This window comes from Massilia sp. LjRoot122, from assembly GCF_964252725.1.
Lineage (GTDB): Bacteria > Pseudomonadota > Gammaproteobacteria > Burkholderiales > Burkholderiaceae_D > Telluria.
This window is the reverse complement of sequence record NZ_CAXUPB020000001.1, coordinates 3,328,727-3,341,814: the sequence shown is the minus strand read 5'-3', so window position 1 is coordinate 3,341,814 and position 13,088 is coordinate 3,328,727. Positions and strand designations below refer to the sequence as shown.

Genomic DNA, 13,088 nt, shown 5'->3' with positions numbered 1-13,088 from the left:
TACTGTCAGGAAGTAGGCTGGGTATGGAGGTAATGCACGCTTGATACCGCGCGCAGCTGGGCGGCGGCCTGCTCGGGCGTCAGGTCGCGCTGGGTTTCGGCCAGCATCTCGAAACCGACCATGAACTTGCGCACCGAGGCCGAACGCAGCAGCGGCGGGTAGAAGTGGGCGTGCAGCTGCCAGGGCGCGGTATCGTCTTCCGAATAGGGGGCACCGTGCCAGCCCATCGAGTACGGGAAGGAGGCCTGGAACAGATTATCGTAGCGCACCGTGAGCTGCTGCAAGGCCAGGGCCAGGTCGGCGCGCTGGGCCCCGTTCAGGTCTTCCAGGCGCTTGACCGGAAAACGCGGCAGCAGCAGGGTCTCGAAGGGCCAGCTGGCCCAGTAGGGGACCACGGCCAGCCAGTAGTCGGTCTGGACCACGACGCGCTCGCCGTCGGCCGCTTCGCGTTCCACGTAGTCGAGCAGCATCGGCTTGCCCTGTTCGGCGAACCAGGCGCGCTGCTGGCGGTCTTCGGCGGCCGGCAGGTCGGGCAGGAAGCTGGTTGCCCAGATCTGGCCGTGGGGGTGCGGATTCGAGCAGCCCATCACCGCGCCCTTGTTCTCGAATACCTGCACCCAGCGGTGGCTGGCGCCGAGTTCCGCGCATTGCTCGCACCAGGTGTCGACCACGCCTTCGATGGCCTCCAGGCTCAGGAGGGGGAGCGACTTGCTGTGGTCCGGCGAGAAGCAGATGACGCGGCTGGTGCCGCGCGCGCTCATGCTCTGGAACAGCGGATCGGCACCCGGCGCGGCGTCAGGCGTGTCGGCCATCAGGGCCGCGAAGTCATTGGTGAACACATAGGTGCCCGTATAGGGCGGATTCTTCTCGCCGTTGACCCGCGTGTTGCCGGGGCAGAGGTAGCAATCCGGGTCGTGCGCCGGCTTGGCCGCGCGGTCGACGGCTTCCTGCTGGCCCTGCCACGGGCGCTTGGCCCGGTGCGGCGATACCAGCACCCAGTCACCCATGAGCGGGTTGTAGCGGCGGTGAGGATGGTCGGTGGGATTAAACATCGAGGGCCTCGCGTTGTTGAACGTCACTGTCAAAGGATGAATGGTAATGGGTTTCGCTTTCCAAGCACGCATGCTTGGCAAAATGCTCAGGTTTGTGACTGCTTGGAACGGCCACTGCCGAACAGCAATCAGCTTCGTGAGTGTTTCGGGCAAGGCGTCGTATTCGCTTGCGGCGCGCGGCGGGCTTTACATAGACTGGCAGCCCGCTCATGTTGCTCATCGCACACCATGCACTCTTTCGATTTCGCCGGCGCCGGCCCGCTGCGCAAGCTTGCGGCCCGCGTTTGCCTGTCCTGCCTGTCCTTCCTCATGCTGGCTGGCGCTGCGCAGGCGGCCACGACCAGCCTGAACGGGGGCTGGCAGTTCTACCGCGACGACAGCCGGCGTATCGGCAGTGCCGAACAGGTGCCGGCGAACGCCTGGACCCGGGTCGAGCTGCCGCACGCGGCGCGCCTCGAGCCGCGCGTTCCGACCGACCCCTGGCAGGGCACCGCGTTCTACAAGAAACGGCTCGAGGTGAAGCTGCGCCCGGGCGAGCGCGCCATCCTGCGCTTCGAGGGCGTGATGAACGTGGCCGACGTCTGGCTGAACGGGAAGCACCTGGGCCAGCACCTGGGCGGCTATCTGCCCTTCGCCTTCGACATCACCGATGTGTTGCGCGCAGGTGGCGGCAACGAACTGGTGGTGCGCGCCAATAACGAGGACAACCCCATCACCGGCCCCAAGCCGCTCAAGCAGCTGGACTATATCCAGCACGGCGGCATCTACCGGGGCGTCAAGCTCATCATCAAGCCGGCGGTGCACATCACGGACGAGATGCTGTCGGACACCCCGGCCGGCGGCGGCGTCTTCGTCAGCTATCCGCAGGCCGACAAGGCGGCCGCGGTGGTGCAGGTCAAGGTCGAAGTCAGCAATACCTCAGGTAGCGCGTACACGGCGACCGTGCGCCACACGCTGGCCTGGAAGGGCCGGCAAGTGGCCCAGGCCGAACAGCAGCTGCGCCTGGCGGCCGGCGAGCGCCGCCACCTCAGCATCCCGCTGCGGCTCACCGGGCCGAAGCTGTGGTCGCCGAAGGAACCGAACCTCTACCAGTTGACCAGCAAGGTGCTGGCCGCCGGCCGCGAAGACGTGGTGGCGACCCGGATCGGCGTGCGCCGCCTGGCCTTCGAGGGCGGAAAGCTGCTGCTCAATGGGGAAGCGGTCCAGCTGCGCGGCGTCAACCGGCACCAGGAATATCCCTACGTCGGCTATGCGCTGTCGGAAGGGGCCGACTATCGCGATGCGCTGCTGATCAAGAAATACGGCTTCGACTACGTGCGCCTGTCGCATTACCCGCAGTCCCCAAGCTTCATGGCCGCCGCCGACGAACTGGGCCTGCTGGTCGTGCCGGGCATCCCCGGCTGGCAGTTCTACCATCCCGACCCTGCCTTCAGCCGCCAGGCGCTGCGCACCTGCGCCGACATGATCCGGCGCGACCGCAACCATCCGAGCGTGCTGGCCTGGGAGTGCTCGCTGAACGAGACCCAGATGCCGGATGCCCTGGTGCAGGCCCTGCACGACACCGTGCATACTGAATACCCGGGCGACCAGGCCTTCTCGGCCGGCTGGGTGCCGCAACACTACGACATCTACCTGCAGGCGCGCCAGCACCGCCTGGGCAAGAAGCATGCGCTCCCAAGCAAGCCGCTGATCGTGTCCGAGTATGGCGACTGGGAGTACTTCGCCCAGAACGCCGGCTTCAACCAGGAAGCCTGGGCCGACCTCAAGCCGGCCGACCGCTCCAGCCGCCAGGCGCTGGGGCAGGGCGAGACCCGCCTGCTGCAGCAGGCCAGGAACCTGGCCGAAGCCCACGACGATAATTTCACCACGCCGGCCTTCGCGGACGGCTACTGGGTCATGTTCGACTACGCACGCGGCTATGCCCAGGACCTCGAAGAGTCGGGCGCGATGAGCATCGAGCGCCTGCCCAAGTTCGGCGCCGAGTTCTTCCGCTCCCAGCGCGATGCCGGGGAACGCTCACCGCGCTGGGGCGGCGGGCCGATGGTCTTCATCGCCAGCTACTGGCAGCCCGATTCCTCGCCGCGCGTGCGCGTGTTCACGAATGCCGAGGAAGTCGAGCTGCGCCTGAACGGTAAGACGATCGCGCGCCACAAGAGCAAGCCGTCAGCGGCGCATCCGCGCCTGGCCCATCCGCCGCTGGAATTCGATACCGGCGGCTTCGCGCCCGGCGAGCTGGTGGCGCTGGCCTATTCGGGCGGGCGGGTGGTGGCCGAGCACCGCGTGCGCACGCCCGGCGAGCCGGCGAAGCTGGCGCTGGCGCTCGATGACCTGGGCGTGCCGGCAGCCAAAGGGGATCTGGTCTTCGTGCGCGCCCGCCTGCTCGACGCCACAGGGACGACCGTGCCTGCGAACGGACGCGAAGTCCGCTTCGCGGCCGGTCCGGGAACGGAAATCGTCGGGAGTGCCAATGTGAGCACCGAGGCCGGGATCGCCAGCGTGCTGGTGCGGGTCCAGGGGCCGCGCGTCCATCTGAAGGCGGAAACGGGCGCCTTGATCACCGACATGACAGGGTTCGACACCGGGCCGCCCTGACCCGTGCAGCACATCTCAGGCATACGTAGGCATTACACATACATCAGCCAACGGAGACAGCATGTTCTATAACAAAGCCAGAGCCTCGACCTTCCTCCTTGCACTGCTGGCCGCGGCCGGCAGCGCCAGCGCAGTCATCACCATTCCCGGCATGCAGGTCGAAAACCTGAACCGCGGCGTGGTCGCCATCACCTCCGGTTCCGGCGTGTTCATCAGCTGGCGCCAGCTCGCCACCGACGCCTCAGGCACGGGCTTCAACGTGTACCGCGGCGCCACCAGGCTGAATGCATCGCCGCTGAGCGCGCTGAATTTCACCGATACATCCGGCACGGCGACCGACGTCTACACCGTTCGTGAGGTCGTGGGCGGCGTGGAGCAGGGCGCTTCCAGCGCCGGCCCCACCTGGGCCAAGGCCTACAAATCGATCCCGGTGCAGGCGCCGCCGGCGGGCGTCACGCCCAAGGGCGAGGCCTACACCTATGAGCTGAACGACGGCGCGCCTGCCGACCTGGACGGCGACGGCAGCTACGAGATCATCGTCAAGTGGCAGCCCACTAATGCCAAGGACAACTCGCAGTCGGGCTACACCGGCAACACCTACCTCGACGCCTATCAACTCGACGGCACCCGAATGTGGCGTATCGACCTGGGCAAGAACATCCGCGCCGGCGCCCACTACACCACCTTCCTGGCCTACGACTTCGATGGCGACGGCCAGGCCGAAGTCATGGCGAAGACCGCGGACGGCACCGTCGACGGCAAGGGCGTGGTCATCGGCTCCCCGAGCGCAGACCACCGCAACACGAACGGCTACATCCTCACCGGGCCGGAATTCCTGACCGTGTTCAACGGCCTCACCGGCGCGGCCATGAAGACCGTGAACTACCTGCCGGCGCGCGGCAGCGTGGCGGCCTGGGGCGACAACTACGGCAACCGGGTCGACCGCTTCCTGGGCGGCGTGGCCAACCTGGACGGCAACCGTCCGAGCGCGATCTTCTCGCGCGGCTACTACACGCGCGCGGTGATCGCCGCCTGGGACTGGCGCGACGGCGCGCTCACCAGCCGCTGGGTGTTCGACACCGACGTCGCAGGCAGCGCGGCGCGGGGGCAGGGCGCGCACTGGTTCGCCACCGGCGACGCCAATGGCGACGGCCGCGACGACATCGTGTACGGCGCCGCCACCATCGACAGCTACGGCCAGCTGCTGTACACCACCCGCCTGGGTCATGGCGACGCACTCCACTTCGGCAAGTTCGACCCGGACCGCGCGGGACGGCAGGTCTACATGATCCACGAAAGTCCAAGCGTCTATGGCGCCACCGGCTCCGGCATGCACGATGCCGCCACCGGCGCCCTGATCTGGGGCGCGAGCGGCTCGAACGCGGACGTGGGACGCGGGGTCTGTTTCGACGTCGATCCGGCTTATCCGGGCGCGGAATGCTGGGCCTCGCGCGGCGGCCACCGCACCGCCACCGGCGCCCTGATCAACGCGAGCGCACCGGGCTCGATGAATTTCGCGGCCTGGTGGGACGGCGACCTGTTGCGCGAAGTGATCGGCAGCGTCGCGGTCCAGAAGTGGAACCCGGCCACCCGGACCCTGTCGACACTGATCGACCCGGCTAGCTTCGGCGCCGTTTCCAACAATGGCACCAAGGCGAACCCGGTCCTGACGGCGGACCTGCTCGGCGACTGGCGCGAAGAAATCGTCTACCGCAACAGCAGCAACACCGAGCTGATGGTGTTCAGCACCACGACCCCGACTGCTACCCGCATCAACACCCTGATGCAGGACCCGCAGTACCGCGGCCAGGTGGCGGCGCAGAACGCCGGCTATAACCAGCCGCCGCACCCGAGCTTCTTCCTGGGCCATGGCGCCACCTCCTTCCCGCAGGCGCCGGTGCACGTGCCCTACGACGGTACCGGAACGATCCAGGCCGAAACCGCCATCGTGGGCGGCAACACGGCGGTCAAGGATGAGGGCGGCGGCTTCCGCCACCTGGGCTTCCTGAACTTCCCACTGGACGGCGGCAGCGCGGAGTTCAAGCGCATCAATGGCGGGGCGGGCGGACCGAAGACCATCACGATCCGCTACGCGAACGGCGACCAGGCGACGCGCACCGGCATGCTGCGGGTGAACGGGGTGCCCCACGGGCTTGCGTTCAGGCGCACCGGCGGCTGGAACACCTGGGCGACCATGAGCGTCACCGTCCACCTGGCCCCCGGCCAGAGCAACACCTTGCGCTTCGAATCCACGGGCCGGGGAATGGGCAACATCGACGAGCTGATGGTGCCCTGAGGGCGAAGGACACACGCATACAAATGAAAAAGCTTCACAACTCAGTTGCCGCCGGCGTGCTGCTGGCGGTTCAACTGCTCTGGGCCGGCCAGGCATGGGCCGCAGCGCCTTCCGACGTCCACGTGGCCCGGGCGGTGCTGCCGGACCAGCCTTTGACAGTCAGCCTCGATCGTCCCGACTGGACTTACCGCGCGGGCGATCCGGCCATCTTCCAGGTCAGGATCGACAAGAAGCCTTACCCGCGCGAAGGCATCCGGATCACCTACCGGCTGGGGCCGGACATGCTGGAGGGGCCGGAACGCAGCGCCGTGGTGCCGGAGGACGGTCTGTTGCTGGCGGCGCCCGGCCACTTGAAGCCGGGCTTCGTGCGCTGCATCGTCAAGGCCGCCATCGACGGCAAGGCGCTCGAAGCGGTGGCGACGGCGGCCTTCAGTCCGCTCGAGCTGCGCCCGGTCCAGACCGAGCCCAAGGACTTCGACGCTTTCTGGGCCGCGCAGAAGCGCGACCTGGCAGCGATCGAGCCGGCCTTCCGGCTGGTGCCGGCGCCCGCGCTCTCCACGCCCGAGGTCGAGGTGTCCTACCTCAGCTACCAGAACGTCGGTCCGGGCAAGCGCGCGACCCGCATGTACGGGGTGCTGTCGGTGCCGCGCGGGGTGGGTCCGTTCCCGGCGGTGCTGCACGTGCCGGGCGCCGGCGTGCGCGGCTACAAGGGCACGCCCGAGCTGGCGGCGAAGGGCTTCATCACGCTGCAGATCGGGATCCACGGCATCCCGGTCGACCTTCCGGCCGAACTGTACGAAGGGCTGAACTACGGGGCGCTGGATGCCTACAACCGCTTCAACCTGGACGACCCGCGCAGCTACTACTACCGCCGCGTCTACCTCGGCACCCTGCGCGCGCTGGACTACCTGGTCCAGCACCCGAAGTGGAACGGCAAGCAGCTCGTGACCCAGGGCGGCAGCCAGGGCGGCCAGCTCTCGATCATGGCCAGCGCCCTGCATCCGCGGGTATCGCTGACGCTCGCCTCCTACCCGGCCTACAGCGACGTCACCGGCTACCTGCACGAGCGCGCCGGCGGCTGGCCGGCTCTGTTCCGCAAGGACGGCGAGGGCCGCCGGCAGGACCAGCCGGTCGAACCGAAAGCCGCCACCTCGGCCTACTACGACACGGTGAACTTCGCCAAACGCCTGCGCACCCCGGTGCTGTACTACGCCGGCTACAACGACACGGTGACCCCGCCGACCTCGGTGTTCGCCGTGTATAACGTGATTCCCACCGCCCGGACCCTGATCGTCGAGCCGCAGCAGGTGCACCTGACTTCGCAGGCGCACCGCGAGACCATGGACCGCTGGCTGATCGAACACGCGCAAGGGCGGCGCTGAAGCCATGGGAGCGGGAAGCAATCAAGAAGGTGATTACTTCGCGCCGGCTGGAGGATTGCCGTCCCGCCCCTCGTCTTACCTGTTGACGGTGTCGTGCACGCACCCTTGGGCGCATGCAAGCCGTCGACTCCATGGGTTTCTCCCGCTTGGCAGAAACTCTTCCGCACGGCCCATCCGGCCGTGCTTTTTTTTGTCCGAACACCCGTACCAGGAGCACCCATGAGCAAGTCCACCGCGCGCACACCATCCAGCATCGCCGCCCTCGCGGGCGCGCTGGCGGCGGCGCTGTCCTGCGCAGCCGGCGCGCAGGCAGTGAGTAGCGCGCCGGTCGTCTTCGACCGGATCGCCGACGTCGCCGCACGGGTCGCCAGTCCGCCGCTTGACGCCCGCCCGCTGGTGCGCTGGTGGTGGTTCGGTCCCGCCGTCGTCCCTTCCCAGCTGGAACGCGAGATCGCGGCCATGCAGGCCGGCGGTTTCGGCGGCTTCGAGATCCAGCCGGTGTATCCGATGGAGCTCGATGACGCCGCGCGCGGCATCCGCAACATGCCGTATTTGTCGAAAGACTTCCTGGACGCCGTCTCTTTTGCCAACCGCAGCGGCCGCGCCAAGGGGCTGCGCGTGGACATCACGCTGGGTTCGGGCTGGCCTTTCGGCGGCCCGCATGTCGGCATCCACCACGCGGCGGCGCGCCTGCGCATGGCGGCCATCGAGGTGCCGGCCGGGAGCGCCGGCTTTGCACTGCCGGCCGTAATGAACGGCGAGCGCCTGCTCGCCACCTTCGTCGCCCCCGGCAGCGCCAAACAATACGAGGCCGCCCGGCTGCAGCCGTTTGAGGCCGTTCCCGGCGCGGGCGGGCGCGCCGCCATCGCCCCGGCCGCCGCCGACCGGGTGGTGCTGGCCTACATCGCCAGCCGTACCGGCCAGCAGGTCAAGCGCCCCGCGCTCGGCGCCGAGGGCTTCGTGCTCGACCACCTCAGCCGTGACGCCGTCGACCACCACCTGAAAACCGTGGCCGAACCGCTGCTGAAGGCCTTCGGCGACCAGCCTCCCTACGCGGTGTTCTCGGACAGCCTCGAGGTCTACGGCAGCGACTGGACCGCGGACTTCGTCGAGGAGTTCAGGAAGCGCCGCGGCTACGACATCCTGCCCCAGCTGCCGGCCGTGTTCAACGGCATCGGGGAGCATGCTGGCGCGGTCCGGCGCGACTGGGCGCTGACCCAGACCGAACTGGTCAACGAGCGCTACCTGACCCCGATGGACGACTGGGCCAGGGCGCACAAGACCCTGTTCCGCTCCCAGACCTATGGCGAGCCGGCGGTGTCGATGTCGAGCAATCGCCTGGTCGCGCTGCCGGAAGGCGAGGGGCCGCAGCACCGCGCCTTCTCCTTCACCCGCCTGGCCACCTCGGCCGGCCACCTGTACGGCCGCCCGGTGATCTCGGCCGAGACCTGGACCTGGCTGAACTCGCCGGCCTTCACCGCCACGCCGCTCGACATGAAGGCCGAGGCCGACCGCATGCTGCTCGAGGGCGTGAACCTGTTCGTCGGCCACGGCTGGCCCTACACGCCGCCCAACACGCCCGAACCCGGCTATTCCTTCTATGCGGCGGCCGTGTTCAACGACCACAACCCCTGGTGGAACGTGATGCCGGACGTGACGGGCTACCTGACCCGCATGAGCTGGCTGATGCGCCAGGGCGCGCCGGCCAACCAGGTGGCGCTGTTCCTGCCCAACGACGACGTGTATGCCAGGGCCGTACCGGGCAAGGTGTCGCTGTCGGCCGGGATGCACCACTATGTCACGCCGGAGCTGAGCGCGCAGATCCTCGACGCCGGCCACAACCTCGACTACGTCGATGCCGAATCCATCCTCGCGCTCGGCCTGAAGCATCCGGTACTGGTGATGCCGCGCGTGAGCCGACTGGCGCCCGAGGTGCTGGACAAGCTGGCGGCCTACGTGCGCGGCGGCGGCAGGATCATCGCGGTGGGCGGCACGCCCTCGCTGGCGCCGGGCTTCAAGGACGCGGCGCGGATCTCCGCGAAAGTCGCCGCCGCCTCGAAGGCCTTGTTCGCATCGGGCCCGAACGTGCAGCTGGTGCCTGACGATGGCGCCGTCGGCGCGGCGCTCGGCAAGGCGCTGGCGCCGGACCTCGAGCTTGCCTCGCATGCCGCCGACGTCGGTTTCGTGCGCCGGCAGCTGGCGGACGCCGACATCTATTTCATCGCCAACACCGGCAACGGGGCAGTAGAGACCACCGCCACCCCGGGCGTACGGCGCGCCCACGCGGCCTGGCTCGATCCGGACAGCGGCAGGCTGACCCGCGCCCCGGCCGGCGCGGCGCTGCCGCTGTCGCTGGCGCCTTACGAGTCGCGCGTGCTGGTGCTGTCGGATGCGCCGCTGAGTGCCGCCGAGACGCCGCGTCCCGCAAGCTCGCGCGTACTGGCCGAGCTGGGGCGCGACTGGCAGCTTGCCTTCCCGGGCAAGCCCGGCCTGCGGGCGATGCCCCAGCTGCGCTCCTGGACCGAGGAGGAAGACACGCGCTATTTCTCGGGCGTGGCGACCTACGGCAAGCTGGTCGAGCTGGACGCCGCCCAGCTGGCCGGGCGGCGTATCGTGCTGGACTTCGGGCCGGGCACGGCCCTGGCCAGCTCGCCGAAGGTACCCGCCGGGATGCGCGCCATGTTCGAGAGCCCGGTGCGTGAAGCGGCCGAGGTCTACGTCAACGGCAAGCGCGCCGGCGCGGTCTGGCATCCGCCTTACCGCGTGGACGTGACGGGGCTGCTGACCCCGGGCCGCAACCGCATCGAGGTCAAGGTCGCCAACCTGGCCGTCAACGCGCTGGCGGGCCAGGCCTTGCCGGATTACCGGCTCCTGTCGGCGCGTTACGGCCAGCGCTTCGTTCCCCAGGATACGGCGCTGATCGCGCCACGGCCGGCGGGGCTGCTCGGGCCTGTCAGGCTGATCGGTGAAAAGAGCCCGTAGGAGGCGGACACGCCCCATCGCCTATCCATGGCAGACTAGGGCACCTGACTGGAAACGGACACCGCATGAACGAGCACATCCAACCCGTACCCCTGGACAAGGCTTACCGCCTGCTCAACCACGGGCCGACCGTGCTGGTCTCGGCCAGGCACGAGGGCGTGGACAACGTGATGGCAGCGGCCTGGGCCTGCGCCCTCGATTTCGCCCCGCCCAGGCTCACCGTCGTGCTCGACAAGTCGACCCGCACCCGCGCCCTGGTCGAGGGCAGCGGCGCCTTCGTCATCCAGCTGCCGACCGTGCGCCAGCTGCGCCTGACGCACGAGGTGGGGAATCGCAGCCTGCTTGCCGAGCCGGACAAGCTGGCGCGGGCCGGCGTCAGCCTGATGCCCATGGACGGCGTCGATGCGCCCTTCGTGGAAGGATGCTCGGCATGGCTGGCCTGCCGGCTGCTGCCCGAGCCGCACAACCAGCAGGCCTACGACCTGTTCATCGGCGAGGTGACGGCGGCTTGGGCCGATGCGCGCGTGTTCCGCGACGGCCACTGGCATTTCGAGACGGCCGATCCGGCCTGGCGCAGCATCCATCACATCGCTGGCGGCAATTTTTATGCGATCGGCGAGGCCATGCGCGCGCAAGATGAATGAGGGGGCAGCGGCGTCGCCCTTGTCGTGAGTGTCATCCTATTCCCGTTTTTCGACACATTGTTGTAAATCGGATACTAAAATTCTGTTCTGGAAATTTGGTATCTGTTAAAGTTCCGCCTGGACGGCGGCCACGCCGTCACTGAATGAACGGATGTGTATGCCTGCTGCTCTCTTGCCCCCAGACGAACTTGACCGGCTGTCGATGCTCGATGCCCTGCACCTGCTCGACACTCCGCCGGAACCGGTATTCGACCGCGTCACCCGCCTTGCCAGCCGCCTGCTGGACGTGCCGATCGCGCTGTTCTCGCTGGTCGACGCCGACCGCCAGTGGTTCAAATCGTGTGTCGGCCTCGAGGTCGCGCAAACGCCGCGCGAAGACGCCTTCTGTGCCCATGCGATCGGCATGAGCACGCCGCTGGTGGTGAACGATGCGCGCGAGGACGAGCGCTTCCAGGACAACCCCCTGGTCAACGGACCGCCGAATATCCGTTTCTATGCCGGGGTGCCGATCCGCACCACGGCCGGCCTCGCGGTCGGCACGCTGTGCGCGCTCGACACACGGCCGCGCACGCTCAGCGAGGACGAGGCGCAGGTCCTGAACGACCTGGCCGCGATCCTGACCAAGGAAGTGCAGTACCGCGAGCGCATGGCGGTGGCGCGCGACCACCTGGCGCGCTCGGGCGACGTGCTGGACGCCAGCGAGGCGCGCTTCCGCAGCGTGTTCGAGATCGCCGACGTGGGCATCGCGCTGGTGGCGCCGGACGGCGGCTGGATCAGCGTTAACAAGGCCCTGTGCGACATCGTCGGCTACAGCGAAGAAGAACTGTGGGGCCTGAGCTTCCAGCAGATCACCCATCCGGATGACGTCGCGGCCGACCTCGGGCAGCTGGGGGCGCTGCTGCGCGGCGAACTCGAGCATCACCAGATCGAGAAGCGCTACATCCGCAAGGACGGCCGCGTGGTCTGGGTCAGCCTGAACGTGTCGCCCAAGCGCAACGCCGAGGGCCAGGTCGAATACTTCGTCTCGGTGATCAAGGACATCCAGGCCCAGAAGACGGCGCAGGGCGAGATCGCAGCCCTCAACGCCGACCTGGAGCACCGGGTGCAGGAACGCACCGCCGAACTGCTGGAGGCCAACCGCATGCTGACCGCGGCCGTCGAGCGCCAGCAGGCGACGGAAAGGGAGCTGCGCGCGCGCGAGGCGGAAATCCGCAACGTGGTGGAGAACGCCAACGACGCCTACATCAGCCTGGACGAAGCGGGCGCGGTCACGGCCTGGAACCGTCAGGCCGAGGAGACCTTCGGCTGGCCGCGCGCGGAGGCGCTGGGGCAGAAGCTCGAAGAGCTGATCATTCCCGAGGAATACCGCGACCGCCACCGCGACGGCATGCGGCGCTTCCTGTCGACCCGGGTCGCGCGCGCCGTCGACCAGCGCCTGGAGCTGCCGGCCCTGCGGCGCGACGGCAGCAGCCTGACGGTCGAGGTGCGCATCCGCGCGCACGACCTCGAGGACCGCACCATGTTCAGCGCCTTCCTGCATGACATCACCGCGCGCAAGCAGGAGCAGGCCCAGCGCGAATACGAGAGCCGGCACGACGTGCTGACCGGCCTGCTGAACCGGCGCGCGCTGCTGGAGTCGATCCCGCTGGCCCAGGCCAGGGCCGGCCGCAACGGCAAGACGGTGGGCATGCTGTTCATCGATCTGGACGGCTTCAAGGCCGTCAACGATTCGCAGGGCCATGAGGCCGGCGACGCCTTGTTGCGCGAGATCGCCGCGCGCCTGCGCGCCGGGGTGCGCAAGACCGACAGCGTGTACCGCCTGGCGGGCGACGAGTTCACGGTGCTGCTCGAAGACATGGCCGACACCTTCGACGACGCCCATACCGTGGCCGAAAAGCTGATCTCGAGCATTGCCGAACCGGTGCTCTTGCCGGGCCGGGCGGTGCGCGTGCGCGCCAGTATCGGCATCGCCCTCGACAGCGGCAAGGCGGAGCGCGCGCCGGACGAACTGCTGAAGGAAGCCGACCACTTCATGTACCAGGCCAAGAAGGCCGGGCGCGGCCGGGTGTGCTCGGCGCGCCATCCCTGTTAAATAAGTGCTTGACCTTCCCATCGTGGGAAGGAATATCCTTCGGGTATG

Annotated in this window: 7 protein-coding genes; 6 read left to right on the top strand and 1 reads right to left on the bottom strand. The window is 68.3% G+C overall.

Annotated features, from left to right (window positions below):
• Positions 1 to 5: 5 nt before the first annotated feature.
• A complete protein-coding gene (locus ACSQ25_RS14515; RefSeq protein WP_436106385.1) occupies positions 6 to 1,052 on the bottom strand; it encodes a UDP-glucose--hexose-1-phosphate uridylyltransferase in 1,047 nt (348 codons plus the stop codon).
• A 228-nt stretch (positions 1,053 to 1,280) separates the two neighbouring features.
• Here ACSQ25_RS14515 and ACSQ25_RS14510 point away from each other — a divergent pair, with 228 nt between their 5' ends.
• The 6 genes from ACSQ25_RS14510 (at position 1,281) to ACSQ25_RS14485 (ending at position 13,040) form a co-directional block, all read left to right on the top strand.
• The gene (locus ACSQ25_RS14510) at positions 1,281 to 3,644 is read left to right on the top strand and encodes a glycoside hydrolase family 2 TIM barrel-domain containing protein (RefSeq protein ID WP_436106384.1); all 2,364 of its coding nucleotides are present in this window, start codon (positions 1,281 to 1,283) and stop codon (positions 3,642 to 3,644) included.
• A 61-nt stretch (positions 3,645 to 3,705) separates the two neighbouring features.
• Positions 3,706 to 5,940: a carbohydrate-binding protein gene (locus ACSQ25_RS14505; RefSeq protein WP_436106383.1), complete on the top strand. Its 2,235-nt coding sequence runs from the start codon at positions 3,706 to 3,708 to the stop codon at positions 5,938 to 5,940.
• A 23-nt stretch (positions 5,941 to 5,963) separates the two neighbouring features.
• The gene (locus ACSQ25_RS14500; RefSeq protein WP_436106382.1) at positions 5,964 to 7,322 is read left to right on the top strand and encodes an acetylxylan esterase; all 1,359 of its coding nucleotides are present in this window, start codon (positions 5,964 to 5,966) and stop codon (positions 7,320 to 7,322) included.
• A 219-nt stretch (positions 7,323 to 7,541) separates the two neighbouring features.
• Positions 7,542 to 10,304 (top strand): glycosyl hydrolase, encoded by a 2,763-nt coding sequence (locus ACSQ25_RS14495; RefSeq protein WP_436106381.1) that lies wholly within the window; start codon positions 7,542 to 7,544, stop codon positions 10,302 to 10,304.
• A gap of 65 nt (positions 10,305 to 10,369) precedes the next feature.
• The gene (locus ACSQ25_RS14490) at positions 10,370 to 10,948 is read left to right on the top strand and encodes a flavin reductase family protein (RefSeq protein WP_436106380.1); all 579 of its coding nucleotides are present in this window, start codon (positions 10,370 to 10,372) and stop codon (positions 10,946 to 10,948) included.
• Positions 10,949 to 11,105: 157 nt separating this feature from the next.
• Positions 11,106 to 13,040, top strand: a complete 1,935-nt coding sequence (locus ACSQ25_RS14485; protein ID WP_436106379.1) for a PAS domain S-box protein — start codon at positions 11,106 to 11,108, stop codon at positions 13,038 to 13,040.
• Positions 13,041 to 13,088: the final 48 nt, after the last annotated feature.

Excerpts from the sequence above, each read along its gene's own strand:
- ACSQ25_RS14515 (WP_436106385.1), bottom strand. The coding sequence starts at position 1,052 with ATGTTTAATCCCACCGACCATCCTCACCGCCGCTACAACCCGCTCATG.
- ACSQ25_RS14510 (WP_436106384.1), top strand. The coding sequence starts at position 1,281 with ATGCACTCTTTCGATTTCGCCGGCGCCGGCCCGCTGCGCAAGCTTGCG.
- ACSQ25_RS14505 (WP_436106383.1), top strand. The coding sequence starts at position 3,706 with ATGTTCTATAACAAAGCCAGAGCCTCGACCTTCCTCCTTGCACTGCTG.
- ACSQ25_RS14500 (WP_436106382.1), top strand. The coding sequence starts at position 5,964 with ATGAAAAAGCTTCACAACTCAGTTGCCGCCGGCGTGCTGCTGGCGGTT.
- ACSQ25_RS14495 (WP_436106381.1), top strand. The coding sequence starts at position 7,542 with ATGAGCAAGTCCACCGCGCGCACACCATCCAGCATCGCCGCCCTCGCG.
- ACSQ25_RS14490 (WP_436106380.1), top strand. The coding sequence starts at position 10,370 with ATGAACGAGCACATCCAACCCGTACCCCTGGACAAGGCTTACCGCCTG.
- ACSQ25_RS14485 (WP_436106379.1), top strand. The coding sequence starts at position 11,106 with ATGCCTGCTGCTCTCTTGCCCCCAGACGAACTTGACCGGCTGTCGATG.